The organism is Streptomyces sp. NBC_01276, assembly GCF_041435355.1.
Lineage (GTDB): Bacteria > Actinomycetota > Actinomycetes > Streptomycetales > Streptomycetaceae > Streptomyces.
Genome location: NZ_CP108442.1, coordinates 555,298 through 581,088, shown reverse-complemented (window position 1 = coordinate 581,088; position 25,791 = coordinate 555,298). Strand labels below are relative to the sequence as shown.

The following is a 25,791-nucleotide window of genomic DNA, read 5'->3' as shown; positions in this document are numbered from 1 at the left end:
CCCGGGACGGCCTAGGGTGCGGAGCATGACCGAACGAGCCGATCAGCAGGCGCCCTTGCAGCCGATGCCCACCGACTGGCACCGCGCCCTCGCGGTGGTCGCCCACCCCGACGACCTGGAGTACGGCTGCGCCGCGGCCATCGCCGACTGGACGGACGGCGGCCGCGAGGTCGTCTACGTCCTGGCCACGCGCGGGGAGGCGGGCATCGACACCGTCGCCCCGGACGAGTGCGCCCCGCTGCGCGAGGCCGAGCAGCGTGCGAGCGCGGCCGTCGTCGGGGTTTCCACGGTGGAGTTCCTCGGCCACCGCGACGGGGTCGTCGAGTACGGCCTCGGCCTGCGCCGGGACATCGCGGCGGCCATCCGGCGGCACCGCCCCGAGCTGGTGATCACCCTCAACCACCGGGACACCTGGGGCGGCCCCGGCGGTGGTGGCTACTGGAACACCCCCGACCACCGGGCCGTCGGCCGGGCCACCCTGGACGCCGCCGCCGACGCGGGAAACCGGTGGATCTTCCCGGAGCTGATCTCCGAGCAGGGACTGGAACCCTGGGACGGAGTGCGGTGGGTCGCCGTGGCCGGTACCGCCACGCCGACCCACGCGGCCGACGCCACCCCCGGACTGGAGCGCTCCGTCAGGTCCCTGATGGAGCACAAGGCGTACATCGAGGTGCTGACCGACCAGGATCCGGAGGAGTACGTACGGACCTTCCTGACCGGGAACGCCGAACGGGCCGCGGGCCGCTTCGGCGGCCGTCCGGCGGTGGCGTTCGAGGTCTTCCCCCGCTGACGCGGCCTGCCCTAACCTGACGGTCCATCAGGCAGGGCGGGGGTGCGAGCCACGTGATCGACACCGTCTCCACGGAGACCGGCGAGGGTGCGGAGCGGCGGGTCCGGCTGGACGTGGAGGACGGCATCGCCCTCCTCACCCTCTGCCGCCCGGACAAACTCAACGGCTGGAGCTGGGAATCCACCCGCCAGCTGGGCCTGCTCGCCGACCGGATCCGCTTCGACCCGTCCGTGCGCGCGGTCCTGCTGCGCGCGGAGGGCCGGGCCTTCTGCGCCGGCATCGACGTCACCGCACCCGGAGGGGCGATCACCGGGGACTCTCCCGCCGAACGGACCCGCAACTACTACGAGGGCATCCGCTGGGTCCACGAGCGCTTCGCGGTCCTCGCCCGCCTCCCGCAGCCGGTCATCGCCGCCGTGCGGGGATACTGCCTCGGCTTCGGCTTCGAGCTGGCCCTCATGGCGGACATCCGGATCGCCGCGGACGACGCCGTCTTCGCCCTGCCCGAGGCCGGGCTCGGCGTGGCGGTGGACGCCGGGGGCGACCTGAGGATCGCCCGGGAGGCGGGCGCGGGCTGGGCGAAGTTCCTCGCCCTGACCGGCCGCCGGATCGACGCGGCGACGGCCGAACGCCTCCACCTGGTCCAGCTGGTGGTCCCGCCGGACGAGCTGGAGGACACCTCACGCGCGCTCGCCGCCGAGATCGCGGCCAACGCCCCGCTCGCCGTCCAGGGCATCAAGCGGGGGATCGACGCCTACGCCGACGCGGCCCTGCCCGCCGCCCTCGACCGGGTCGCCATGACCGCCGCGCTCACCCTCACCTCCGAGGACTGCCGGGAGGGGTACGGGGCCGGGGCCGCCCGCCGGCCCCCGCGCTTCAGGGGAGCATGAGCACAGGCCGGACCGACAAGCTGTCCCACGCGTACTCCCCGTCCGGGCCGTAGGCGAACTCCGCCATGTCCGCGTTGCGGTGCGCCGTGGCCAGCGGGAGCCAGCCCAGGAGGCTCCCGTAGCCCCCGCAGACGGCCGTGCCGCCGTCCCCGCCGTGGACGGCCCCGCGGTCGTTGCTCAGCTCCGCCGCGTAACTGTCGTAGGCGATGCGCAGACCGAAGGCGTTCGGTTCGTGCCGGATCCCGCCGGCGCCGTACGGGGCCTCGTCGAGCGGGCACTCGTCGCCCCGGCGGAAGAGGGTGCGGGCGCCGGCCCCGCAGGCGTGCTCCCACTCGTCGGCGCCGGGCAGCCGGAGCCCACGGGCCGCCGGCGAGGCCGCCGGCGAGGCCGCCGGCCCGTCCGCGAGCTCCGGCGCCGCCTCGGCCTCCACCGCCATCCAGACGGTGGGCACCTCCACGGTCCGCGGCGGGCTCAGCTCCGCGCCCGCATCCTGACACCGCCCACCGGCACCGCCCACCGGCACCGCCCACCGGCACTCCCTGGCGGCACCTCCTGCCGGCACCGCCGCCGTCATCGGCCCCGGCGGGGCCCGGTCAGGGGCTGAACGGCGCGCGCCCCAGCTGCTCGCGCACCGGGACCACCCCGGGCTGCACCAGCGCCCGCCGCTGCCAGTTGGCCCCGTCGACGACCAGGGTGTGGCCGGTGACGAAGCGGGCGTAGGGCGAGGCCAGGAAGGTGGCGGCCCAGCCCAGTTCGCGGGGCGCGCCCACGCGCAGCGCGGGCTGCCGGCCGTCCCGGTCGCCGGGCGCGGCGCGCTCCAGGCCGCCCCGGATGTCGGCGCTCATGTCGGGGTGCGGGACCAGCCCCGGCACGAGGCCGTTGATCTGGATCCCGTACGGGCCCCATTCCACGGCCAGCGTCTCCACCAGGTTCTTCACCCCGGCCTTCGCGGCGGCGCTGTGCGCGAACCCCGGGCCGCCCGTCCAGGCGTAGGAGGCGCCGATGTTCACGATGGAGCCCGGGGTGCCGGCCGCGAGGTGGCGGCGGGCGAACTCCCGGGTCGTGAACCAGGTTCCGGTCAGGGTGGTGTCCACCACGGCCCGCCAGGCGTTGGGGGACAGGTCCTCCGCCGGGCAGGGAAAGTTGGCGGCCGCGTTGTTGACCAGGACGTCCGGCGGTCCGAGCGCCGCCTCGGCCGCGTCGAACACCTCCGCGACCCGTTCGGGGTCGCGGATGTCGCAGACGGCGGCCGCCACCCGGCCCGCGCCGGGGACGGCCGCCAGTTCCGCGCGCGCCGCTTCGAGCCGCTCCGCGCGGCGGCCGGCGATCACCAGGCCGGCGCCGAGCCGCGCGAACTCGGCGGCGATGGCCTTGCCCAGACCGGTGCCGCCGCCGGTCACGAGGACCACCTGCCCCGCGAAGGTCCCGGGGGGCAGGGCGGCGGCGCCGAGGGGCGGTGGCGCGGGCAGGCCGCGCCGAGCGTTGTCCGTCATGGGGGCATCGATAGCGCGCGGGCGCTCAGATCGCCATGCCCGTGACGGGCCTACGGCTTCGGCAGGTACGCCTGCTTGGCGGCGCAGGTCCAGATCACCGGCTTCAGCTTGCCCTTCGCGTTCACGGCGGCCCCGCCGACCCGGCCGTCGTCGGAGACCGACTCGGCCATGCTCGCCTTGTCCGCGGCGAGCCGCGGCAGGGCCAGCAGCGGGCCCGAGCCCGGCCAGAGCTGCGCCTGGTCCGCCTGGGTCGGCTCGTCGGGGTGGAACTTGGCGGTGCCGACGCTGACGTTCGTCGTGGGGCTGATCGCCTCGAAGGTGCCGTACGGGAACGGGTTCAGCACGCCGGGGGAGGTGCCGGGCGCGGTGTACGGGGGCGTCCAGGTCCACGGCTTGTACGCGTACCCGGGCCCGTACCAGTCGTACCCGACGACGCGGCCGCTCTCGTCGAGGCCCTGGACGTAGCTCTCCTGGTACATGCCGCCACCGCTGGGGGCGAGGGATACGGCCGGGCCGCCGTCGGCGGGCCAGAGCACCGGGGTGACGTCCCAGTGCTGGTTGTCGCCGTCGTCGGTGTAGTCCACCTTGGCCGTGCCGAGGATGTCGCCCCTGTTGTTGATGCCCGTGACCAGGTCGACGCGGGTGTGCGGATCGGTGTTCGCCGGCGGCGCGAGCTCGCGGACCTTCTGGCCGTCCTTCCAGACGAGGCCCACGCCCGCCCGGTTGCGCGAGACGACGTACCCGGCGTCGTTGACGTCGGCCTCGCCGTACGGGTCGTCGCTGCCGGGCAGCGGGGTGATCGCCGCGTCGCCCGCCCGGTAGGTGAACACGTAGCCGCCGCCGGTGAAGATCCGGCCGACCATCAGGCCGTCCTTGTTCACGGCGAGCAGCTCGCCGCCGAGGCCCGCCGCGGGCAGCGGGACCTTGTGGAGGGTGGTCCCGGTCCAGTAGACGGGCAGGCCGCCGGAGACACCGACGGACAGGTTGCCCTTGCCGAGGTCGTTGACCCCCTCGGCCTGCCGGTTGCCCGGGTTGTGCAGGGACGACCCGATGGAGCCCAGTACCTGGATCCTGGGCGTGCAGGTGGCGGCGGCCGAGGCGGGGCCCGCGGCGGTGACGATTCCGGCGAGGACGATCGCGGCGGCGGCCGCGGAGGCGCCCCGTCTCATGGGTGTGCTGTTCATCGGATTCCCCCTGTGGTGTGCGGTGGCGGCGCGGCCGTCCGCCCCGAGCGGTGCCGACGGCGGGCGCGCGTGATCCCCCATTGCGTCATATGCCGTGTGAAACCGGCGTGTTGATGTTATCTCCAGACACCGGTGTTAACCCGTCGTTCGTGTGTCTGATTTCGGAACCGGCCGCCCCGGCCGCCGGGTGTCACCTGACGGGGGCAGGGGCCGGTGAAGGGTCCCCGAGGGGCCCGTGGGTTCCCAAGGGGGCAAGCGACCGCTTAGTATGCCGCCGAGCGTGGTTCCTCGACGGCGGCTGGAGGCCCCGGATGCAGGCATGGCGAGTACACACGACCGGCGAACCCCGCGAGGCCATGCGTCTCGAAGAGGTGCCCGAACCCGTGCCCGGTGAGGGCGAGGTGAGGCTCAGGGTGCTCGCGGCGAACGTCAACTTCCCCGACGCGCTCCTCGTCCGCGGCCAGTACCAGATCAAGCCGCCCCTGCCCTTCACCCCGGGCGTCGAGATCTGCGGGGAGACCGAGGACGGCCGCCGCGTCATCGCCAACCCGAGCCTGCCCCACGGCGGGTTCGCCGAGTACGTGACCGCCCCCGCGCGCGCCCTCCTGCCCGCCCCGGACACCCTCGACGACGCCGAGGCCGCCGCCCTGCACATCGGCTACCAGACCGGCTGGTTCGGCCTGCACCGCCGCGCCCGGCTGCAGCCCGGGGAGACCCTGCTCGTGCACGCCGCGGCGGGCGGCGTCGGCAGCGCCGCCGTCCAGCTCGGCAAGGCCGCCGGAGCCACCGTCATCGGCGTCGTCGGGGGCAAGGCCAAGGCGCGCACCGCCGAGGAACTGGGCTGCGACCTCGTCATCGACCGTACCGCCGAGGACCTGATCGCCCGCGTCAAGGAGTTCACCGCCGGACGCGGCGCCGACGTCGTCTACGATCCGGTCGGCGGCGACGCCTACACCGCCTCCACCAAGTGCGTGGCCTTCGAGGGCCGGATCGTGGTCGTCGGCTTCGCCGGCGGCACCGTCCCCACCCCAGCCCTCAACCACGCCCTGGTGAAGAACTACGCCATCCTCGGCCTGCACTGGGGTCTGTACGCCGCCAAGGACCCCGCCGCCGTCCTCGCCTGCCACGCCGAACTCACCCGCCTGGCCGCCGAGGGCCTCGTCAGACCGCTGGTCAGCGAGCGCGTCCCGCTCACCGCGGCGGCCGACGCCGTCCAGCGCCTCGCCGACGGCACCACCACCGGCCGGCTGGTCGTCGTACCGTCCCTGCCCTCCCTGCCCTCCCCGGCCGACGCACCCGCACCGGACGGAGCCGACCGATGACGCCCACCGCCGAGGAGCTCGCCGCCCGCACCCGGGCCCTGCTCGCCGCGCACCCGCCCGCCACCACCGCCCGCCCGGACTTCCTGGGCGCCCGCTTCGACGCCGGACTCGCCTGGGTGCACTACCCCGAAGGCCTCGGCGGCCTCGGTGCGCCCCGCTCGCTGCAGGCCGTCGTCGACGCCGAACTGGAGGCCGCCGGGGCCCCGGACAACGACCCGCGCCGCATCGGCATCGGCCTCGGCATGGCGGCCCCCACGATCCTCGCCTACGGGACCGAGGAGCAGAAGCGGCGCTTCCTGCGCCCCCTGTGGCTGGGGGAGGAGGTCTGGTGCCAGCTCTTCAGCGAACCCGGCGCCGGCTCCGACCTCGCCGCCCTCGGCACCCGCGCCGTCCTCGACGACACCACCGGCGAGTGGGTCGTCGACGGCCAGAAGGTGTGGACCTCCAGCGCCCACACGGCCCGCTGGGCCATCCTCATCGCCCGCACCGACCCCAACCTGCCCAAACACCAGGGCATCACCTACTTCCTCTGCGACATGCACGCCCCCGGGGTCGAGGTCCGTCCCCTGCGCCAGATCACCGGCGAGGCCGAGTTCAACGAGGTCTTCCTCACCGGCGTCCGGATCCCCGACGCCCACCGCCTCGGAGCCGTCGGCCAGGGCTGGGCCGTCGCCCGCACCACCCTGATGAACGAACGCGTCTCGATCGGCGGCATGCGCATCCCCCGCGAGGGCGGCATGATCGGCCCCGTCGCCGCGGTCTGGCGCGAACGCCCCGCACTGCGCACCCACGCCCTGCACCAGCGGCTGCTCGGCCTGTGGGTCGAGGCCGAAGTGGCCCGTCTCACCGGGGAGCGGCTGCGCCAGCAACTCGTCGCCGGTCAGCCCGGCCCCGAGGGCAGCGGCATGAAGCTCACCTTCGCCCGCCTCAACCAGGAGATCAGCGGCCTGGAGGTGGAACTCCTCGGCGAGGAGGGACTCCTCTACGAGGACTGGACCCTGAGCCGTCCCGAGACCGTCGACTTCACCGGCCGCGACGCCGGCTACCGCTACCTGCGCGCCAAGGGCAACAGCATCGAGGGCGGCACCAGCGAAATCCTCCTCAACATCGTCGCCGAACGCGTCCTCGGTCTGCCCGCCGAACCGCGCGACGACAAGGACATCGCCTGGAAGGACCTCGCCCGATGACCGCCTCGCGCGCCTCCCTCGACCTGCTCTACTCCGATACCGAGGAGGAACTCCGCTCCGCCGTACGGGCGTTGCTCGCCGACCACTGCGCCCCCGCGACCGTGCTGGCCCGTGCGGAGAGCGGCAGCCCGCACGACCCCGGCCTGTGGCGCACGCTCGCCTCCGGGATCGGCGCCGCCGGGCTCCTCGTCCCCGAGAAGCTCGGGGGAGCGGGCGCGAGCCACCGCGAGGCCGCCGTGGTCCTGGAGGAGCTCGGCCGGGCCGTCGCCCCCGTTCCGTACCTGACCGGCTGCGTCCTGGCCGCCGAGATCCTGCTCGGGTGCGACACCGCCGAGGCCGCCGACCTGCTGCGCGAACTCGCGGCCGGACGGAAGGTCTGCGTCCCCGCCCTCCCGCTCACCCAGGCCCCCGGCGCCCCCCTGCCCCAGCCGCTGCGCGACACCGGCGGGGGCGCGCTGAGCGGCACCGTCACCTCCGTAGCCGACGCGACGGCGGCCGACGTCCTGCTGGTCCTGGCCGACACCGGGCTGCACGCAGTCCCCGCGGCCGGCGCCCGGCTGACCCCGGCCGTCCCACTGGACCTCACCCGGCCGCTCGCCACCGTCACCCTCGACGGGACCCCCGGCACCCGCCTCGCGGACCCCGCGACCGCGCGGGCGGCCGTCGCCGGAGCACTGCTGTCCGGCGCCGGACTGCTGGCCTCCGAACAGCTCGGTCTGGCCGAGTGGTGCCTCACCGAGACCGTCGCCCACGTGCGGGGCCGCCACCAGTTCAACCGCCCCGTCGGCTCCTTCCAGGCCCTCAAGCACCGTCTCGCCCGGCTCTGGCTCGACGTGGCCTCCGCCCGCGCGGCGGCCCGCGCCGCCGCCGACGCCCTCGCGACGGCGTCGCCCGACGCCCCGCTCACGGTCGCGGTCGCCCAGGCCTACTGTTCGGGGGTCGCGGTCCGGGCGGCCGAGGAGTGCGTCCAGTTGCACGGAGGCATCGGCATGACCTGGGAACACCCCGCCCACCTCTACCTCAAGCGGGCCAAGGCCGACTCCCTCGCCCTGGGCACCACGGGCCACCACCTGGGCCTCGTCGCGGATTTCGCGGAACTTCCCGCGCCGGCCTGAAGCCGCGGCCGACCGGCGGACCGGCGGACCGGCGGCCCCGGCCGACCGGCACCGCCGGCCGCGGCGTCAGGACCGCGCCGGACGGCGCCTGCGGTAGAGCGTGACGCGGTCCGCGTGGCCCAGCCAGCGGACCGTCGGCCGGCAGACGGCCTCGACGGTCCAGTGGCGGCGCAGCTCCGCGAAGAAGGCGGCGTCGGCGCACATCCCGCCGGGGCCCTCGCCGACGTAGAGGAACAGCTCCCCGCGGTAGGCGCGCAGGGCCCGTGCGGCCATCGGGTCCGCCGGAGGGGGCCACACCAGGAGCAGCGTGTGCCCGGGGTGGCGGCGCACGGCGTCGGCCGCCGCGAGCGTGTGGACCTCGGCGTAACGGAAGCCGTGGGTGAAGCCGTTCCCCTCGACGGGATGCAGGTCGGTGGCCACGACGCCGACCCCGGCGAGGGACAACTGCCGTGCCCAGTAGCCGGATCCGGCGCCCACCTCCACCAGGGGCGCGCCGCCGGTGACGGCCGCGATCCACTCCACGGCCGAGGTGGTGCACACCGCCCAGCTGTAGAGACCCGCGAGGTCCTGGCGGCGCAGCATCAGCGGGGACGCGGGCCGGTCGCCCGGCAGGTGGTCGAAGACCTCGACCACCGGGCCGGCGGGTCCGGGCGCGCGCAGCGCCGGGTACCACAGCAGCGGCACCATCTGCGGGTTCCGGTCGGCGAGCAGCAGGTCCCGCTCGGGGAGCAGCTCGGCGAGGGACCGGAACGGGTGCCCCCAGCCCGGGAGCATCACCGTCGGCGTGGCCTCCCACATGGCCTGCAACCGGGTGGAGAGCTCGACCAGCCTCTCCACCACGGTCGGACCGGTCGCCGGAGCGGCCAGTGGATCGCTCATGCGGGCGGCTGCTACGACAGGTACCCGTGCCGGACCATGGCCAGGGTGTCCTCGGCCTGGGCGGCGGGCGCGGACGGCATCGCCATGTGCGCGACGACGCTGATGCCGTCCCGGTCGGCCGGGGCGGCCGGGCTCGCGGACCCGGCGGTGGCCGCTCCGGTGAGAGCGGCGACGGCGGCCGCGACGACGGCGGCGTTACGGGTGGTCGGATTCATGCGTGGTCCCCCAGAAGTCTCGTGCGGAAGAAGAAATGATCTTCAGTAATCAGCTTACACAGCGCGTGACTTGGTGATCCGGATGCCCGGGCCCCCGGTTCGTTCCAGCGGCATCCAGCGGCCCCGCCCGCGCCGTGCCACGGGACGGTTCCTATCCTCGGCCCATGACGGCCACCCTCACCCGCCTCACCGCGCCCGCACTGCGCGCCCACCGCGACGAACTCGCCGCCCTCCTGCGCGACGTCGTCGCGGACGGAGCCTCCCTCGGCTTCCTCACCGGCCTCGGCCACGAGGAGGCCGCCGCCTGGTGGGACTCCCTGCTGCCCACCGTCGAGGAGGGCACCCTCGCCCTCTGGATCTCCCGGGCCCCCGACGGCCGGCTCGACGGCACCGTCGGCTGGCACCGGGAGACCAAGCCGAACGGCCGCCACCGCGCCGAACTGCGCAAGCTGATGGTCCACCCGTCCGCCCGGGGCCGCGGCACCGCCCGTGCCCTGCTCGCCGAGGCCGAGCACCAGGCCGCCGTGGCCGGGATCGTCCTGCTGTTCCTCGACACGGAGACCGGCAGCCCGGCGGAACGGGTCTACCGCGCGGCCGGCTGGACCGAGGCCGGCACCATCCCCGACTACGCCACCGACCCGGCCGGGCGGCTGTGCCCCACGACCCTCTACTACAAGCACCCCGAGCGGGCCGCCGAGCGGAGGTGACCTCGCCCGCCACGCCGCGTTAGACCCCGTAGCGCGGAACGCCGAGCGAGGGAGACCGTATGTACGCAGCAGCAGCAGCAGCAGCAGCCCGACCGAGCCGCCGCACGGTCCTGCGTACGGCCTTCACCGCGGCCGTGCTCGCCGGCACGGCCGCGGCCCTGGCCCCCGTCCTCGGGGCCCGGCGCCCGCGCCAGACCCTCACCCCGGCGCCGCTCACCGAGGAGACGTACCGCGGCCGCCACATCAGCGTCGACCTCGCGGGGGCCGGGGTGCGCATCGACGGCCGCCCCCTGCACGTCATGCGGCGTGCCGACGGCAGTTACCTGAGCGGGGTCAACCACTTCGAGTCCTTCGCGACCCCGCTGGAGCTGGCCCGGGCCGCCGTCGACGAACTCGGCACCACCCAGCTGGCCCTCGCGGCCCCGCACCACGGCTGACGGACATCCCGGGAGGAGCCCCGCCTTGTACACGCGGCAGAACCAGAAGGACCTGACCGGCGCCCAGAAGAAGCGGTTCACGGCAGCCGTGCTGGAGCTCAAGCGCAACGGCACGTACGACGCGTTCGTGCGGACCCACGACCGGTACTTCGTGCCCGACCGGGACCGCAAACTGCGCGTCGGGCACATGTCCCCGTCCTTCTTCCCCTGGCACCGGCGCTACCTGCTGGAGTTCGAGAAGGAGCTGAGGGCCCTCGACCCGGGGGTGTCCATCCCGTACTGGGACTGGACCACCGACACCAGCCCCGTCTCCTCCCTGTGGGCCGACGACTTCCTCGGCGGCACCGGCCGTGAGGGCGACCGGCAGGTGATGACCGGCCCCTTCGCCTACGAACACGGCAACTGGACGATCACCGTCGGGATCACCGAGGCCCGGTTCCTCACCCGCAACCTCGGCCGTCCGGGCAACCCGATCTCCCTGCCCACCCCGGCCGAACTCCAGTGGGCGCTCGACGACCCCCTCTACGACAGCTCGCCCTGGGACTCCACCGCCGCCGGCGGCGGTTTCCGCAACAAACTGGAGGGCTGGGCCGCGCCCAAGAGCGAGCGCTGGCGCAACCACAACAAGGTCCACCAGTGGATCGGCGGTCACATGACGGGCGGCACGGCCCCCAACGACCCCGCCTTCTGGCTCCACCACGCCTTCGTGGACCTGCTCTGGGACCGCTGGCAGCAGCAGCATCCCGACTCCGGCTACCTGCCGGCCGCCCCCCTCGCCCCGGGTGACCTCCAGCGGGGCCGGGTGATCGCCCTCGACGAGCCGATGCCGCCGTGGGGCGTGAGCCCGCGCGAGATGTACGGACACCAGGGCGTCTACCGCTACGCGTGAGCTCCCCGCCCCGGGCCCGGTCTCCCGTGCGGGCCGGGGGCCGGGGGCCGAGGGCACGGGGAAGGGCCCCCGCCGTCCGGCGGGGGCCCTTCTCGTCAGGTCGGGCCGGTGGTCAGCCGCCGTAGCCGCCCTGGGTGTGGTGGTCGCCGTGCTCGCCGCCCGACGCGTTGATGCAGGTGTTGCCGAAGGCCGGGTTCAGCAGGCCGATCACGTTCACGGTGTTGCCGCAGACGTTGACCGGGACGTGGACCGGAACCTGGACGAGGTTGCCCGACAGGACACCGGGGGAGCCGACCGCCGCACCGTGCGCTCCGGCATCGGCAGCCGCCAGACCCGCACCGGCGGCCAGGGCGCTACCGGCAGCAGCGGTGATGACGAACGCCTTCGCGATACGCGACATCAAGATCTCCTCGTGAGATGTGGGGCGCCGCAGTGGTTGCGGCGTTTGACATGGCATACAACGCGGCGAGCGCCGAGTGGTCACGGTCCGTGGGCCTACCCGGTGACCGAGAACCGGACGGAGGCGAAGTACTGCCGCACCTGGGTCACCGTTCCGGGCCGCAGGACCGCCACGGCCGGCCCCGCGCAGCGCGGTTCGCGGTAGAGGGTCGCGGTGGCCCGGGTCCGGTTGGTGACGGCCCGGGTGCCGCCGCCCTCCGCCTCGACGCAGCCCTTCGGGGAGGCCACGGCGTGGACCCGGTCGTCCTGGCCGACGTACTGGAAGTCGGGCCCGGCGGCCAGGGCGGGGCCGACGGCCCCCGAGAGGCCGGCCGCGGCCAGCAGCAGGGCGGACAGGACGCGTGGTGCGCGGGGGTTCCGAACGGTTCGCATGCCGGTCCAACCCGGACGCCCCCGGCCCGGGTCACGCCTTGTCACCCCCGGCACGCCTGTGCGACCGTGCCCGGAGCGCGGGCGAGGACCGAGGAGAGCACGGATGAGCACAGCGAGCGGCGGCGGACGGCCCCGGGCCGGTACCGCACACGGCACGGTGGAGGGCCGCTGGGGCCCCGGCGGGACCGCCGTCTTCCGGGGTGTCCCCTACGCGGCCCCGCCCGTCGGCCCGCGCGCCTTCGCGGCCCCCGGACCCCCGGCGGCCTGGGACGGCGTACGCGACGCGGGGGCGTTCGGCCCCACCGCCCCCAAGGTGCCCTACCCCGAGGCCTTCGCCGCCCTGCTGTCCGACCCGGAGATCTCCGGTGAGGACTGCCTCACCGTCAACGTGTGGACCCCCGACCCGGCGCCCGCGGCCCGGCTGCCCGTCATGGTGTGGCTGCACGGCGGCGCCCACACCCGGGGCTCCTCCGCCGTCCCCGTCTACGACGGCTCCGCCTTCGCCCGCGACGGGGTCGTGCTCGTCTCGGTCAACTTCCGCCTCGGCGTACTCGGGTACGGGCTCTTCCCCGACGCCCCCGCCAACCGCGGCCTCCTCGACCAGATCGCCGCCCTCGAATGGGTCCGGGACAACATCGCGGCCTTCGGCGGCGACCCCGGCCGCGTCACCGTCTTCGGCGAGTCCGCCGGGGCGATCAGCGTGGGCGCCCTGCTCGCGGCCCCACGCGCCGAGGGCCTGTTCGCGCGGGCCGTCCTGCAGAGCGGAGCCCCCGAGGCGCTGCCGCGCGACCAGGTCCGCACGATGGTGCGGCGGATGGCCGCCCGGCTCGGGGTGCCGGCCACCGCCCGGGCCTTCGGGGCGGTGGGCCTGCCCGCGCTGCTCTCCGCCCAGGCGGCGGCGATGCGCCGCTCCTCCCCGGTGCTGGGCGGTCCGGCCTTCGGGCTGGTCACGGACCCGGACACGCTCCCCGCCGACCCGCTGGAGGCCGCCGCGGCCTCGGACGTGCCGCTGCTGATGGGCTGGACCGCCCAGGAGCACCGGCTGTGGCTGGCGCCCACCGGCGGGATGCGCCTGCTGGACCGGCTCGGCCCGCTGGCCGTGGCGTACGGCCGGCTGCGCGGCGGCAAGGACCGGGCCGCCGTACGGGCCCTGCGCGCCGTGCTGCCGCAAGCCTCCCCGGCCGACCTGGCCGGGCACCTGGTCACCGACCGGCTGCTGCGCGACCCCCTGCGCCGGATCGCCGGGGCCCGGCGGGCGGCCCCGAGCCATCTGTACGAGTTCGGCTGGCACAGCGGGGTACCCGGGCTGGGGGCCTGCCACGCGCTGGAGCTGGGTTTCGTCTTCGACACCCTCGGCCTGCCGGAGTCCGCCTGGCTGGCCGGGCCGGACGCGCCGCAGGCCCTCGCCGACGAGATGCACGGGGCCTGGGTCCGCTACGCCACCACCGGGGACCCCGGCTGGGAGCCCTGGAACGGCAACGGCCCGCCGAAGGTGTTCGGCGGGCCGGAGCCGGAGGCAGTGCGTGCGGAGGCTGCTACTCCACTGGTCCTTCCATGACCTTGCTGATGAACTCGATCGGCCCCAGACCCATGTTCGGCACGTAGGTCTTGGCGTTGTGCTGGCCGCCCGGGATCACCCTCAGGCTGGTGTGGATCGGTCCCTTGGTGTAGGTCGCGACGAACTTCTGCACGTCCGGGAGCGTCTTCTTGTTGCTCTCGTTGTCGCCGACCTGGAAGGCCAGGTAGACGTCCGGGCCCTTCTTGTCGATGAGCTGCTTGGCGAGGAGCTCCGGATTGTTCTCGGCCTTCTCCTTGTCGTGGCCCACCCACAGGGGGGAGTCCGGGACGATGTCCGGTCCGGAGCAGATCGCGGCCTTGAACTTCTCCGGGTACTTCAGCACGGCCTTGAGGCTGGCGAAGCCGCCGGTGGACGAGCCCATGTAGGCCCAGCCGTCACGCGACTTGACGGTGCGGAAGTTCTCCTTCACCAGGTTCGGGACGTCCTCGGTCAGCCAGGTGCCCATCTTGGGCTGCTCCGGAATGTCGGAACCGTCCCAGTAGATGGCCTTGGGTTCGTCCGGCTGCGGGTTGAGCACCGGCATCGCCAGGATGAAGGGCTTGCTCTTCCCCTCGGAGTACCACTGGCTGATGCTGGACTGAAGCTTGAGGTCGGTACCCATCCAGTAGTTCATCGGGTAGCCGGCGCCGCCGGGCAGGGCGATCATGACCGGGAAGCCGCTCTTGGCGAACTTGGGGTCGTTGTACTCCTTCGGAGCCCAGATCCACACCTTCCCCTTGAAGCCGGACTTCTTGCCGTCGAGCTCGGTGACCGCCACGTGGGTGCCGTCCGACAGGGTCGACGCGTTCTTGAACTGGGCCGTCGGGTTCGTCGGCATCAGCGCCTTCGAGTTCGGCGCCTGCTTGGCCTCCCCACCCTTGTCGCCCGCGGGCTTGCCGAAGGAAACGGCCTCGCCCTTGTCGGTGAACGGCGGTATCTCGAAGTAGCTCATGGTGCCCGCGGCGATGCCCGCGAGGGCCAGGACCGAGACTCCGGCGATGATCCACTTCTTCGCCTTGGACTTCCGGCGCGGGGGTTCCTCCCCGTAGGGGGGCTCGTACTGGTCGTGCTGGTGCTGCTGCTGGTACGGCGGCTGCTCGTAGCGGGGCTGCTGCATGGTGGGGGCCTCGTACCCCTGGTCCTGCCCGTAGCCGTTCTGGCCGTAGGGTCCCCCGCCCTGCTGCGGCTGCCCGTAGCCGGGCCGGCCGTAGGGCTGCTGACCCTGCGGGGGGCGGCCCTGCGGGGGCTGGCCGTAGGGAGGCTGGGACCGGCCCTGGGGCGCGTACTGCGGCTGGCCCTGCTGTCGGCCCTGTTGCTGACCGTACGGGGGCTGCTGCGGGTACTGCCCGTCCGGCCGGTACGGCGGCTGGTACTGCCCGTCGGAATCGTGCGACATCTGCGGTGGTCTCCGGCTGTTGCTGCCCCGTTTGGGGGTGGACTGCTTCCGTTCGAATGATGAACGATAGTCCGTCCGGGTTCCCTATTTTTACTTCTCTTGGGTTTTCCCGGGGGAGGCCGTTACCCGTCGCCTGGTGGGCCCGCGCTGTTCCCGTGCTGTTGGTCCACCGTCCCTGGCCCATGCACACGGCCCTGGGTATGGTGCGTCCGCGCCGCCGCCCCCAGACCCCCTCACGCCCGGAGGTACGTCCCCGTGTTTGGCATGAGCATTTCATGGTCCCGTCGCAAGGCCGCCCTGGCCACCGCCTTCGCCGTCACCGCCGCCGGTACCGCGCTCTGGGCGGGCATCGGAGCCGCACAGCCCGCCCACGCCGCGGCCCTGCCCGCCCCCGACCACGTCGTCGTGGTGGTGTTCGAGAACCACGCCTACAACCAGGTGATCGGCAGCTCCAGTGCCCCGTACATCAACTCCCTGAAGACGGGCGGAGCGAACCTCACCAACTCCTTCGGCATCACCCACCCGAGCCAGCCCAACTACCTCCAGCTCTTCTCGGGCTCCAACCAGGGCGTCACGGGCGACAGCTGCTACACGCCCGGCTTCAGCTCCGCGCCCAACCTGGCCTCCGAGCTGATCGCCGCCGGCAAGAGCTGGGCCAGCTACAACGAGACCCTCCCCAGCCAGGGCTCCACCACCTGCTCCAGCGGCAACTACGCCCGCAAGCACAACCCCTGGTTCGCCTTCTCCAACGTGCCCACCAGCACGGCGAAGACGATGACGCAGTTCCCCACGGACTACACCACCCTGCCCAAGGTGTCCTTCGTCGTCCCGAACCTCTGCAACGACATGCACGACTGCTCCGTCGGCACCGGCGACACCTGGCTCAAGAACAACCTCAAGGCCTACGCCGACTGGGCCAAGACCCACAACAGCCTCCTGGTCGTCACCTTCGACGAGGACAACCGGCTCGCCGGGAACAAGATCCCGACCGTGCTCTACGGCCAGCCCGTCACCCCCGGCTCCACGTCGAGCACCACCTACAACCACTACGACATGCTGCGGACGCTGGAGGACCTGGCCGGGCTCACCACCCACGCCGGGAACGCCGCCACCGCCACCGACATCACGGGGATCTGGACCTCCTGACCATGTACGTCGCGGACTCGCGCGCGAACAACGCGCCCGCCGTGCTCCCCGAGTCGCAGGCCGCCGCCCCGGGCACCCGCCCGGGGCGGCGCGCCGCCCTCGCCCCCACGGTGCTCGCCCTCGGCACGGTCAGCCTGATCACCGACGTCTCCTCGGAGATGGTCACGGCCGTGCTCCCGCTCTACCTCGTCGCCGGACTCGGGCTCTCCCCGCTCGGCTTCGGCCTGCTCGACGGCGTCTACAACGGCGTCAGCGCCCTGGTCCGGCTCACCGGAGGCCACCTCGGCGACCGCTTCGGCCGCCACAAGGCACTCGCCGGGATCGGCTACGGCCTCTCCGCCCTGGGCAAGCCGCTCCTGCTCCTCGCGCACACCCTGCCCGCGATCGGCGCCGTGCTCGCCCTCGACCGCACCGGCAAGGGCCTGCGCACCGCCCCGCGCGACGCCCTGATCTCGCTGGCCGCCACCCCCGAGGACCGCGGCCGGGCCTTCGGCGTGCACCGGGCCATGGACACCGCCGGCGCGCTGATCGGGCCGATCCTCGCCTTCCTCATCCTGCGGGGCGCCGCCGGCGGCTACGACGCCGTCTTCACCGTCAGCGCCTGCGTCGCGGCCCTGGGCGTCCTGGTGCTGGTGCTCTTCGTGCCGGGCCGCCGCGCCGTGCCCGCCCCCGACGCCGAACCCGTCTCCCTGCGGGCCTCCCTCGGCCTGCTGCGCCGCCGCGACCTGCGCCGGATCAGCCTCGGCGCCCTGCTGCTGGGCCTGTGCACCGTCAGCGACGCCTTCGTCTTCCTGCTGCTCCAGCGCGCCACCGGAATCGCCGACCGCTGGTTCGCCCTGCTCCCGCTCGGCACCGCGGCCGCCTTCTTCCTGCTGGCCCTGCCGCTCGGCCGGCTCGCCGACCGCGTCGGCCGCCGCCGCGTTTTCCTCGGCGGTCACCTCGCGCTGCTGCTCGTCTACGGACTGCTCCTGGCCGGCGGCGGGCACCCGGCCCTGCCGTACGCGGTGCTCCTGCTGCACGGCGGCTTCTACGCGGCCACCGACGGCGTGCTCATGGCCGAGGCCGCCGGAGCCGTCCCCGAGGAGCACCGCGGCGGCGGGCTGGCCCTCGTCCAGACCGGCCAGGCCCTCGCCCGGTTCGCCGCCTCCCTCGGTTTCGGCGCCGCCTGGACCCTGTGGGGGCCCCGCCCCGCACTCGCCGTGGCGGCCGTGCTGCTCGCCGCGGCCGTCGCCTGCTGCGTCCGGCTCCGCCCCGCCGACGCCTGACCCCGCCGCTTCCCCGAAAGGCCCCGATGACCGCCACGCCCCCCACGACCACGTCCCCCGAGGCCCCGTCCCCGGCGAGCCCGTCCCCGATGACCCCGCGGCGCCGGATGCTGATCCTGGTGAGCGCGGTCGTCCTGCTCGCGGCCGTGGGGGTGCTCGCCTTCGTCCGCGCCTCGTCGCGGGCCGACGAGAAGAACCACGCACGGGCCGGCGGCCCGGCCGTCTCCCACGGCGAGGTGACCCTTGCCCCCGAGGGCGGCGGGCGGCGACTCGTCTTCCGCAACATGGCCTGGGGTCCCTTCCGCGACGAGCTCGCCACTGTCCCGGCGGACGCGCCCGAGGGCCCGCGCACCGCCTCCGGGGTGAAGTGCCTGCGCTTCCACTCCGCCGGGGGCACCGGGATCTGCCTCCGGGCGGAAGCGGGCGCCGTGCAGGAGAGCTACCGGGCCGTGGTGCTCGACTCGCGCCTCAAGGAGATCACCGACCGCCCCCTGGCCGGCATCCCCACCCGCGCCCGGGTCTCGCCCGGCGGCCACCTCGTCGCCTGGACCGTGTTCGTGGGCGGGGACTCGTACGCGGGTACCGATTTCTCCACCCGCACCTCGCTGCTGGACCTGCGCACCGGGAAGTACGACGCCTCCCTGGAGGACTTCACGATCCGCAAGGACGGCGAGACCTACCGCAACGCCGACGTGAACTTCTGGGGGGTCACCTTCGCCGCCGACGAGAAGACCTTCTACGCGACGCTGGCCACCGGCGGGCACACCTACCTGGTCCGGGGCGACCTGGCCGCGCGCACGGTGACCACCCTGAGGGAGAACCTCGAATGCCCCTCGCTGTCCCCGGACGGGACCCGGCTGGTGTTCAAGAAGCGGGTGCCCGGCCTGCCGGCCGACGCCCCGTGGCGCCTCTACCTCCTCGACCTGGCCTCGATGAAGGAGACCCCGCTCGCCGAGGAGCGCAGCGTGGACGACCAGGTGGTGTGGAGCGACGACCGGACCGTCGTCTACTCCCTGCCCGGCGACTTCGGCGCCGACCTGTACACCCTGCCGGCCGACGGCAGCGGAGCCCCCGCCCGGCTGATGCCCTCGGCCCTCGCCCCGGCCTTCCTCGGCTGAGCCGCGGAGGAAGGCCGGGAGCGTCGCAGGACCGTTACGCCGGGATCAGCGTCTTGCGCCGGCGCTTGCGGGGCTGGGCGCCCGACATCCGCAGCTCGATGAGGGCGCGGACGGTGGGCCACTCCTCGTCGAGGACGGAGTAGAAGGCCGTACTGCGCACCGCGCCGTCCAGCCCCCGCGAATGGGCCCGGCGGACCCCTTCGCAGGTGAAGCCGAGACGTTCCATCGCCGCCCGCGAGCGCCCGTTGCGGGCGTCCGCGCGCAGGGAGATGCGGCGTACGCCCCAGGTCTCGAAGGCGTGGCGGAGCATGAGCAGCTTGGCCTCGGTGTTGATCCCCGTGCCCTGGGCACCCGGCGACAGCCAGGTGTTGCCGATCTCGGCGGCGTCGGGGATCGCGGTCGCCGGATCACCGAAGGGGACCCCCGGCACCGCGGGCCACACCAGCGGGCCCTGCCAGTAGTCGAGTTCCAGGAACCGGGTCGAACCGACGACCCGCCCGTCAGTGGCTCTGACCACGGCGAACGCAAGCGATCGACCCGCTGCCTGATCTGAGAGGGCGCGGTCGATGTACTCGTGGGACGCCTGCAACCCGTGCGGCACGGGAGTGAAGGCGTAAGTCGTACGATCCTCGGCCCCGGCCACGGCCAGGGCCTCGGTGTGGTGGGGGGCGAGGGGCTCAAGCCGCACGGAGCGGCCGACGAGGAGTACGGGTACGGGCACGGAGCCTTCGGTCCTTCTGGGCGGTGGGGTGGTTGCACAGTCTGCGCTCCTGACGTCACCCCCCGCGCAAAACGCGGGTGAAAGGCAACGGGCTGTCAGGTGAACGCGAGTGGCTCAATGTAGCCCCTTAAAGTCCTCTCATGAACCCCCAATTTGGCAATGGCGCGACATCGTTTTTCGATGACTTTGGTCCGCGCGACGGAGAGCCCGTGATCCTTCTCCACGGACACCCGTTCAACCGCTCGATGTGGGTGCCGCAGGCGACTGCCCTGACGGCTGCGGGATACCGAGTCATCGCCCCTGACCTGCGAGGATACGGGGAGAGTCCGGCTCTGGAGGAGAAGACGACGCTGGCCCGCTTCGCCGATGACGCGGCCGCGCTGCTGGCGGATCTGGGAATCGAACAGGCGGTCGTCGGCGGAGTGTCCATGGGCGGGCAGATCGCTCTGGAGGTCAGGTTGCGCCACCCGGGTCTGGTACGGGCGCTCGTGCTCAGCGACACCTCCCCGGCGCCGGAGACGCCGGAGGGGGTGAAGTTCCGCAGGGAGCTCGCCGAGCGGCTCCTGGAGGAGGGCATGGCCCCGTACGCGGATGAGGTCATGGACAAGATGCTGGCCCCCTACAACCTCATCGCGCAGCCCGGGGCCGCCGCCCGGGTGAGCGCGATGATGCGCGCCACCGACCCCAGGGGGGCGGCCGCGGCCCTGCGCGGACGGGCGGAGCGGCCCGACTACCGGCCCGTGCTCGCGGCGCTGCCCGCGACCGTGCCCTGCCTGGTGCTGGTCGGCGCCGACGACGTGTACACCCCGGTCGCGGACGCCGAGGGCATGTGCGCCCTCGCCCCGCACGCCCGGCTCACCGTGATCGAGGGGGCGGGCCACCTGCCGGGGGTCGAGCGGCCCGAGGAGTTCAACCGGGCGCTGCTGGAGTTCCTCGCCGCCCTGTGACCGGCCGCCCCCTGCCGGGCCGGGGGCCGGCAGGGGGCGGCGGCGGTATCGGACGGCCCATCGGGGTGGCCCATCGGACCCACCCCCTATTGGACCACCTGAATGGGCCATTCCGCTGATCCAATGGACCGGTGACGATACGCTTCCTGCCCGCCCCCGGCGCCCCGCGCCGCCTGGCCGCCGCCCAGTTGAGCAACTCGGTCGGCGACGGCGCCTACTACGTGTGCTCGGCCCTCTACTTCACCCGCGTGGTGGGCCTCTCACCCGCCCAGATCGGCCTGGGCCTGACCCTCGCCTGGGCGGTCGGCTCGGTCGCCGGGGTCCCGCTGGGCGCTCTCGCCGACCGACGGGGCCCGCGCGGCACCTCGGTGTTCCTGGCCCTGGCCACCGCCGCGTCCGTGGCCTCCTTCCTGTTCATCCGGTCCTACGGGGCCTTCCTGTGCGCCGTGGTCCTCTACGCCGTCTCCCAGTGCGGTCTCGCGGCCGCCCGGCAGGCGCTGCTCGCGGGGCTCGTCGCCCCGGGGGAGCGGACGGGGGTGCTGGCCCACCTCCAGTCCACCCTCAACGCCGGACTGGCCCTCGGGGCGGCACTGGGCGGACTGGCGCTCGGCGCCGGCACCGAGCGGGCCTACCTCGTGGTCTTCGCCCTGGACGCGCTGAGCTTCCTCGGCTGCGCTGCCCTGCTGGCGACCCTGCCCGCCGTGCCGCCCGTACCGGACCGGGCGGCGGGGGCGCCCCGGCTGGCGGTGCTGCGCGACCGGCCGTACGCGCTGGTCACCCTGCTCAACGCCGTGCTGCTGCTGCGGATGCCGCTGCTCAGCCTGGCCATACCGCTGTGGATCGTGGAGCGGACCCAGGCTCCCGGCTGGCTGGTGTCGGCGCTGTTCGTGCTCAACACCGTGGCCGTGATGCTGTTCCAGGTGCGGGCGGCCCGGCCCGTGACCGACCTCGACAGCGCCACGCGGGCGCTGCGGGTCTCCGGGCTGGTGATGGCCCTGTCGTGCGCCGTGTTCGCCGCCTCGGCGCTGCCGGGGGCCGGATGGGCCGCCGCGGCACTGCTCGTGGCGGGCGCCGCGCTGCAGGCCGACGGCGAGATGCGGCAGTCGGCCGGGTCCTGGCAGATCGGCTTCTCGCTGGCTCCCGCCGAGCACATGGGCCAGTACCAGGGCTTCTTCGGCACCGGGGTGCCGGTGGCCCGCACCCTGGGGCCGCTGCTGCTGACCTCGCTGCTCCTGCTCTGGGGGATCCCCGGCTGGCTGCTGCTCGGCGCCCTGCTGCTGGCCGCCTCCTACGCGATGGGCCCCGCGGTGCGCCGGGCCCGGTCGGCCGCGCGGGCCGAGGACGTGCCGGACGGGGGCGTGCCGGCCGGGGGAGTGGCCGCGTAGGACGCCCCGGAACCCCCGTGCCCGGTCCCCACGGCCGACCCGGCCGCGGGGACCGGGGCCGTCGGCTGCGATCATCCGTCCATGGACGACGTACTGCGGCGACTGGCCGCCGTGGGCCCCTTCTTCACCGTCGCGCACGGCGAGCGACCGCCGGGCCCCGGCTTCCGGCCGCTCGCCGAGCTGTACGGGGAGCACCTCGCGCCCTACGTGGCCGAGGTCGGACGGCGGATCGGCAGCGGTCCGGGCCGGGTGGCGGCCTCGACCGCGCAGTTCGGGATCGCCTCGCGGCTGTGGTCGCTGGGCCTGGGCTGCGCCGCGCTGGGCGGCCGGGTACCCGACCTGGACCCCGCCCGCCTGTGGTGGCGCCTGCCCGCGGCGGGCTCGCTCGAACTGTGGCTCCCCGAGCCGGCCGCCCGGCCGTCCGCGGCCCTCGGCGAGAGCGTGCTCGGGAACCTGGCCGTGCTCGACGCCGCGCTGCGCGAGCGGTACGGGGTCTCGGCGAAGGTGCTGCGCGGCAACGCCGCCTCCGGGCTCGTCGGCGCGCTGCGCGTGCTGCTCGACCGGGTCCCGGCGGAACCGGCCGTCGAGCTGGCCGGTGCCCTGCTCGCCGACGGCGGGCCCCTGGCCGGCACCGGCACCTTCCTCCACGAGGAGGGGCTCGGGGTGGCCTTCGTACGGCGCAGCTGCTGCCTGTACTACCGGGTGCCCGGCGGTGGCCTCTGCGGGGACTGCGTGCTGCGGACCAGGTAGCCGCCCGTTGCCGGGGGCCGTTCGGAGCAGCCGGGGGCCCGGCCGCCGGGCGGCCCGCCGGAGCATCGCCTAGCGTCCGCTGCATGAACGCCCCCACACCGACGAATCCGGGCGGAGTGTCCCGCCGCGCCGCGCTCACCGGTCTCGCCGCGGGAGCCGGCTCCCTCGCCCTGTCGGGCACGGCCCATGCCGGGCCCACCGGGCCCACCGGGGCCGCCGGGCCCACCGGGCCCACCGCGCCCTCCCCGTCCGCGGCCGCCGCCGATCCCACGCCCGGGGCCATGAAGCTCTTCGCCGACCCGGGCTTCGACTTCGCCGGGCTCCTCGCCCTCGGCGCCGCCGGGATGCGCGCGTCCGAGGTCGGCGAGGTGCTGACCGCCGTCAACGCGGTCAACGCCGCCGGCCTGTCCGAGCAGAGCTACACCGACACCTTCCGCGCCTGGGGCGACCGGCTCGCGGCGCCCCCCGCCGCGGGGCGCCACGGCGGGGAGGTCCCCCAGCAGACCCGCCGCTTCCGCTCGCTGCGCGCCGCGCAGTACTACGCCCAGGCCCTCTTCTACGTACTGGGCACCACCTCACCCGCCGACGAGAAGGCGGTCTACCTCGCCGGACGCGCCGCCTGGGACGCATTCACCCGGCTGTGCTCGCCGGCCGCCGTCCGGGCGGAGGTCCCGTACGGGGGTACGCACCTGCCGGTCTGGTTCTTCCGTCCCGAGGGCCCCGCCCGGCCGCGCCCCACCGTGATCCTCACCAACGGCAGCGACGGGCAGAACGTGGACATGTGGACCTACGGGGTCTCCGCCGCCCTCGACCGGGGCTGGAACGCCCTGGTCTACGACGGCCCCGGCCAGGGACAGCTGCTCTTCGTCGAGGAGATCCCCTTCACCACCCGCTGGGAGAAGGTGGTCACCCCGCTCGTCGACTGGCTGGCGGCCCGCAAGGACGTGGACGCCGCCCGGATCGCCCTCACGGGCCTGAGCATGGGCGGCAACCTGGTCGCCCGCGCCGCGGCCTTCGAGCAGCGCCTGGCCGCCGTGGTCTGCCAGCCGGGCTGCCTCAGCCCCTGGCTGGGCTTCGACAAGGAGCTGCGCGACATCGTCACGCCCGACAAGGCGGAGACCAACCGGGTCTGGAACGAGGACGTGGTCCCCGAGCTGCCCCCGCAGCTCGCGTTCACCGTCAAGAAGCGGTTCGAGATCTTCGACCGGCAGGCGCTGCGCCAGGCGCGCGCGGGCAAGGTGCTCACGGACCTCTGGACGCCCGCGCAGGTGGCCATCGGCCTCGACGTCACCCGGCTGGTCCCGAAGATCAAGGCGCCGACGCTCGTCCTGGACTACGACTTCGAGCAGTTCTACCCGGGCCAGCCGCGGCAGATGTACGACCTGCTGCGCTCGCGGCGCGAGTACGTGAAGATGACGCAGGCCACCGGGGCACAGTTGCACTGTTCCCCGATGGCCCCGCAGCAGCACTGCGACGTCGTCTTCGACTGGCTGGACGGGACGCTCCGCCCGGACCGCTCCTAGAAGGTGAGGTTCCAGGAGTCGATCCTGCCGGTGTCGCCGCCGGCGTTGTCGTTCACCCGCAGCTTCCAGGTGCCGTTCGCGACCTCGGAGGAGGCGTTGACGGTGAAGACCTGGTTGATGTTGTCGGTGCCGCCGCCCGCACGGTTGTGGACCGTGTAGACGGAGCCGTCGGGGGCGACCAGGTCGACCTTCAGGTCACCGATGTAGGTGTGCACGATGTTCACGCCGACCTTGAGGGTGGTCGGCGCGTTGCCGGTCACTCCGGAGACGGTGATCGGGCTCTCCACGGTGGTGTTGTCACCGATGGCGAAGTCCGCGGTGTTCTCGAAGTACTTGCCCGCGGGCGGGGTGGCGCCGACCGCCTTCAGGGCGTCGACCTGGCCCTCGCCGAAGAAGGAGTTGTTCGCGGTCGTACCGGTGCAGCGGCCGTCGGCGGGGCAGGCGATGTCGTTGGCCTGGGTGGCCAGCTTGTCGCGGATCTGCGCCGGGGTGATGCCCGGGTTGGCGCTTGCGATCAGCGCCGCGACGCCCACCACGTGCGGGGTGGCCATCGAGGTGCCGCTCTTGGTGCCGTACTTGCCGCCCGGCAGCGTGGAGTAGACGTCCTGGCCGGGGGCCGCGACGTCGATGACGCCCTGGCCGAAGTTGGAGAACGAGGCCTTGGTGACGCCCGTGCCGTTCGCCGCGACGGTGACCACGCCCGGGAGTTCGGTCGGGATGTCCATGCAGGCGTTGGTGATGGTGCGGGTGACCGGGGTCGAGTCGTTCGGGCTCGCGGTGTCGGTCGTCTTGTGCGCGAGGTCGTAGTTCTCGTTGCCCGCCGCCGCGATCTGGAGCGAGCCCTTGCTCTCGGCGTACTCCTGGGCGCGCTTGACGCCCTCGATGATGGCCGCCTGGTCGATGTTGTCCGGGCAGTTGAACTGCCACGGGTCCGTGTAGTAGCTGTTGTTGGTGACCTTGAAGCCGTGGTCACCGGCCCACACGAAGCCGCAGATGGTGTTCTCGGCGAAGAAGAACGAGTTGCCCGGCTCGGCGACGCGGACCGCGGAGATCTTCACGCCCGGGGCCACGCCGACGACGCCCTTGCCGTTCTTGGCGGCGGCGATGGTACCCGCCACGTGGGTGCCGTGGGTGTCCACGTCACGCCAGGCGCCGGTACGGGTGTCGGGCTTGCCGTAGGCGCAGGAGACCGAGTCGGCCGCGTTGAAGTTCGGGGCCAGGTCCTGGTGCTGGTCGTCGACACCGGTGTCCAGGATGCCGACCTTGACCGACGGGGAGCCGGTGGTGACGGCCCAGGCCTGGTCGGCCTTGATCTGGCTCATGTCCGCGCGGACCGGCTCGCCGGCCGCGGTGGAGGCCTGCGCCGGGTTGGCGGGCAGCGCCGGGTTGTAGGCGTCGGCGGGGACGTCCGAGGTACGGGTGGCGCCCACCTGCTGCACCCCGCTGACGCCGCGCATGGTGGAGGCGAAGGTGGCGGAGGCGGAGTGGGCGACGATCACGCCGATCGCGTCGAAGGACGAGAAGACCGTGCCGCCGTTGGCGGTGACGGCCGAGCGGATCGCCGTGCTGTCGCCGGGGGCGCTGATCACGAGGTAGGCACGGGTGCCGGCGGCCCAGGTCGCACTCTGGGAAGCCGGGGCCGCAGCCTTGGGGGCGGCCGCCGGAGCGGAAGCCGGGGCGGAGCCGTTCGGGTTGACGGGAGCGGTGCCGGCGATCGCGGCGGGGGCTCCGAAGGCGAGGGCGGCGCCGAGGGCGGCCGCCATCACCAGGCTACGTCGGGGTCGGCTGGATATGTGGGGTATCAATGCGTCCTCCGATGGCACAGCGGTGCTGTTGGCACCTGCCGGGCCGTACGAAACGAGTGGTGGACGCAAGATGTCAGACGGGCCACCCCGGAGGGAAGTACCTTTTAGCGCAGCGGACTTACCGGCCGGTTGGCCGAAAATGGTGCTTGGCGGGGGTTCGTCGCCCTATCGCCCCCCCCGGAGCAGGGGACACCGGCCGGGCTGGGCACCGTGGGGGCGAGCCCTGCCCGGCCGGATC

25 protein-coding genes and 1 pseudogene are annotated in these 25,791 nt (G+C 73.9%); 16 read left to right on the top strand and 10 right to left on the bottom strand.

The genetic code is table 11. The features are described from left to right. Positions 1-25: 25 nt before the first annotated feature. Both OG295_RS02380 and OG295_RS02375 read left to right on the top strand, forming a co-directional pair. Positions 26-790, top strand: coding sequence for a PIG-L deacetylase family protein (locus OG295_RS02380; protein WP_371675278.1), 765 nt, complete (start codon positions 26-28; stop codon positions 788-790). Positions 791-843: 53 nt separating this feature from the next. After that, positions 844-1,680 (top strand): enoyl-CoA hydratase/isomerase family protein, encoded by an 837-nt coding sequence (locus OG295_RS02375; RefSeq protein WP_371675277.1) that lies wholly within the window; start codon positions 844-846, stop codon positions 1,678-1,680. On the opposite strand, the pseudogene OG295_RS02370 reads toward OG295_RS02375, so the two are convergent. The 3 genes and pseudogenes from OG295_RS02370 to OG295_RS02360 all read right to left on the bottom strand — a co-directional run bounded on the left by OG295_RS02370 (position 1,667) and on the right by OG295_RS02360 (position 4,357). Further along, positions 1,667-2,352: pseudogene (locus OG295_RS02370) on the bottom strand (hypothetical protein). The gene OG295_RS02375 and the pseudogene OG295_RS02370 sit on opposite strands and share 14 nt — an antisense overlap. Further along, positions 2,274-3,173 (bottom strand): SDR family oxidoreductase, encoded by a 900-nt coding sequence (locus OG295_RS02365; RefSeq protein WP_266847276.1) that lies wholly within the window; start codon positions 3,171-3,173, stop codon positions 2,274-2,276. Before OG295_RS02365 ends, OG295_RS02370 begins: the two are co-directional and overlap by 79 nt. Before the next feature lie 50 nt (positions 3,174-3,223). Further along, positions 3,224-4,357, bottom strand: coding sequence for a hypothetical protein (locus tag OG295_RS02360; RefSeq protein WP_371675276.1), 1,134 nt, complete (start codon positions 4,355-4,357; stop codon positions 3,224-3,226). A 311-nt stretch (positions 4,358-4,668) separates the two neighbouring features. Between OG295_RS02360 and OG295_RS02355 the strand changes: the two genes are divergently transcribed. Genes OG295_RS02355 through OG295_RS02345 form a run of 3 tightly spaced genes read left to right on the top strand, consistent with a single transcriptional unit; the run spans position 4,669 to position 7,981 of the window. Further along, complete coding sequence (locus tag OG295_RS02355) at positions 4,669-5,679, top strand: NADPH:quinone oxidoreductase family protein (RefSeq protein WP_371675275.1); 1,011 nt, start codon at positions 4,669-4,671, stop codon at positions 5,677-5,679. Beyond that, a complete protein-coding gene (locus OG295_RS02350; protein ID WP_371675274.1) occupies positions 5,676-6,866 on the top strand; it encodes an acyl-CoA dehydrogenase family protein in 1,191 nt (396 codons plus the stop codon). Before OG295_RS02355 ends, OG295_RS02350 begins: the two co-directional genes overlap by 4 nt. Continuing rightward, on the top strand, positions 6,863-7,981 hold the full coding sequence (locus OG295_RS02345) for an acyl-CoA dehydrogenase family protein (RefSeq protein ID WP_371675273.1): 1,119 nt from the start codon (positions 6,863-6,865) through the stop codon (positions 7,979-7,981). The genes OG295_RS02350 and OG295_RS02345 overlap by 4 nt, the downstream gene beginning before the upstream one ends. 66 nt (positions 7,982-8,047) lie before the next feature. Here the strand turns inward: OG295_RS02345 and OG295_RS02340 are convergent, their stop codons facing one another. Both OG295_RS02340 and OG295_RS02335 read right to left on the bottom strand, forming a co-directional pair. Further along, a complete protein-coding gene (locus tag OG295_RS02340) occupies positions 8,048-8,860 on the bottom strand; it encodes a hypothetical protein (protein WP_371675272.1) in 813 nt (270 codons plus the stop codon). Between the two features lie 11 nt (positions 8,861-8,871). Next, positions 8,872-9,075 carry a hypothetical protein gene (locus tag OG295_RS02335; RefSeq protein ID WP_371675271.1) on the bottom strand — a complete coding sequence of 68 codons (204 nt, stop codon included), beginning with the start codon at positions 9,073-9,075 and terminating at the stop codon, positions 8,872-8,874. A gap of 164 nt (positions 9,076-9,239) precedes the next feature. On the opposite strand from OG295_RS02335, the gene OG295_RS02330 reads away from it, so the two are divergent. The 3 genes from OG295_RS02330 to OG295_RS02320 are packed head-to-tail and all read left to right on the top strand — an operon-like array spanning position 9,240 to position 11,108. Continuing rightward, positions 9,240-9,782, top strand: coding sequence for a GNAT family N-acetyltransferase (locus OG295_RS02330; protein ID WP_371675270.1), 543 nt, complete (start codon positions 9,240-9,242; stop codon positions 9,780-9,782). Positions 9,783-9,841: 59 nt separating this feature from the next. Continuing rightward, positions 9,842-10,219 (top strand): tyrosinase family oxidase copper chaperone, encoded by a 378-nt coding sequence (locus tag OG295_RS02325; RefSeq protein ID WP_371675269.1) that lies wholly within the window; start codon positions 9,842-9,844, stop codon positions 10,217-10,219. Positions 10,220-10,244: 25 nt separating this feature from the next. Beyond that, positions 10,245-11,108: a tyrosinase family protein gene (locus OG295_RS02320; protein WP_371675268.1), complete on the top strand. Its 864-nt coding sequence runs from the start codon at positions 10,245-10,247 to the stop codon at positions 11,106-11,108. 112 nt (positions 11,109-11,220) lie between these two features. Here the strand turns inward: OG295_RS02320 and OG295_RS02315 are convergent, their stop codons facing one another. Then, the gene (locus tag OG295_RS02315; protein ID WP_356222206.1) at positions 11,221-11,508 is read right to left on the bottom strand and encodes a chaplin; all 288 of its coding nucleotides are present in this window, start codon (positions 11,506-11,508) and stop codon (positions 11,221-11,223) included. Positions 11,509-11,603: 95 nt separating this feature from the next. Next, a complete protein-coding gene (locus OG295_RS02310; protein WP_371675267.1) occupies positions 11,604-11,939 on the bottom strand; it encodes a hypothetical protein in 336 nt (111 codons plus the stop codon). Positions 11,940-12,042: 103 nt separating this feature from the next. Here OG295_RS02310 and OG295_RS02305 point away from each other — a divergent pair, with 103 nt between their 5' ends. Further along, on the top strand, positions 12,043-13,497 hold the full coding sequence (locus tag OG295_RS02305) for a carboxylesterase/lipase family protein (RefSeq protein WP_371675266.1): 1,455 nt from the start codon (positions 12,043-12,045) through the stop codon (positions 13,495-13,497). On the opposite strand, the gene OG295_RS02300 is transcribed toward OG295_RS02305, so the two are convergent. Continuing rightward, a complete protein-coding gene (locus tag OG295_RS02300; RefSeq protein ID WP_371675265.1) occupies positions 13,475-14,893 on the bottom strand; it encodes an alpha/beta hydrolase-fold protein in 1,419 nt (472 codons plus the stop codon). The genes OG295_RS02305 and OG295_RS02300 overlap by 23 nt on opposite strands. A 264-nt stretch (positions 14,894-15,157) precedes the next feature. Between OG295_RS02300 and OG295_RS02295 the strand changes: the two genes are divergently transcribed. The 3 genes from OG295_RS02295 to OG295_RS02285 all read left to right on the top strand — a co-directional run bounded on the left by OG295_RS02295 (position 15,158) and on the right by OG295_RS02285 (position 18,422). Beyond that, the gene (locus tag OG295_RS02295) at positions 15,158-16,039 is read left to right on the top strand and encodes an alkaline phosphatase family protein (RefSeq protein WP_371675264.1); all 882 of its coding nucleotides are present in this window, start codon (positions 15,158-15,160) and stop codon (positions 16,037-16,039) included. A gap of 2 nt (positions 16,040-16,041) precedes the next feature. Further along, positions 16,042-17,304, top strand: coding sequence for an MFS transporter (locus tag OG295_RS02290; RefSeq protein ID WP_371675263.1), 1,263 nt, complete (start codon positions 16,042-16,044; stop codon positions 17,302-17,304). A gap of 89 nt (positions 17,305-17,393) precedes the next feature. After that, a complete protein-coding gene (locus OG295_RS02285) occupies positions 17,394-18,422 on the top strand; it encodes a TolB family protein (protein ID WP_371681080.1) in 1,029 nt (342 codons plus the stop codon). A gap of 34 nt (positions 18,423-18,456) precedes the next feature. Here OG295_RS02285 and OG295_RS02280 read toward each other — a convergent pair whose 3' ends face one another. Further along, a complete protein-coding gene (locus OG295_RS02280; protein WP_266847093.1) occupies positions 18,457-19,143 on the bottom strand; it encodes a GNAT family N-acetyltransferase in 687 nt (228 codons plus the stop codon). A gap of 140 nt (positions 19,144-19,283) precedes the next feature. On the opposite strand from OG295_RS02280, the gene OG295_RS02275 reads away from it, so the two are divergent. The 4 genes from OG295_RS02275 (at position 19,284) to OG295_RS02260 (ending at position 23,748) form a co-directional block, all read left to right on the top strand. Beyond that, a complete protein-coding gene (locus tag OG295_RS02275) occupies positions 19,284-20,090 on the top strand; it encodes an alpha/beta fold hydrolase (protein WP_371675262.1) in 807 nt (268 codons plus the stop codon). A gap of 131 nt (positions 20,091-20,221) precedes the next feature. Further along, positions 20,222-21,475: an MFS transporter gene (locus tag OG295_RS02270; protein ID WP_371675261.1), complete on the top strand. Its 1,254-nt coding sequence runs from the start codon at positions 20,222-20,224 to the stop codon at positions 21,473-21,475. Positions 21,476-21,556: 81 nt separating this feature from the next. Continuing rightward, on the top strand, positions 21,557-22,225 hold the full coding sequence (locus OG295_RS02265) for a (2Fe-2S)-binding protein (RefSeq protein WP_371675260.1): 669 nt from the start codon (positions 21,557-21,559) through the stop codon (positions 22,223-22,225). 83 nt (positions 22,226-22,308) lie between these two features. After that, positions 22,309-23,748 carry an alpha/beta hydrolase family protein gene (locus tag OG295_RS02260; RefSeq protein ID WP_371675259.1) on the top strand — a complete coding sequence of 480 codons (1,440 nt, stop codon included), beginning with the start codon at positions 22,309-22,311 and terminating at the stop codon, positions 23,746-23,748. Here the strand turns inward: OG295_RS02260 and OG295_RS02255 are convergent. Further along, the gene (locus OG295_RS02255; RefSeq protein ID WP_371675258.1) at positions 23,745-25,514 is read right to left on the bottom strand and encodes a S8 family serine peptidase; all 1,770 of its coding nucleotides are present in this window, start codon (positions 25,512-25,514) and stop codon (positions 23,745-23,747) included. The two genes, OG295_RS02260 and OG295_RS02255, sit on opposite strands and share 4 nt — an antisense overlap. Positions 25,515-25,791: the final 277 nt, after the last annotated feature.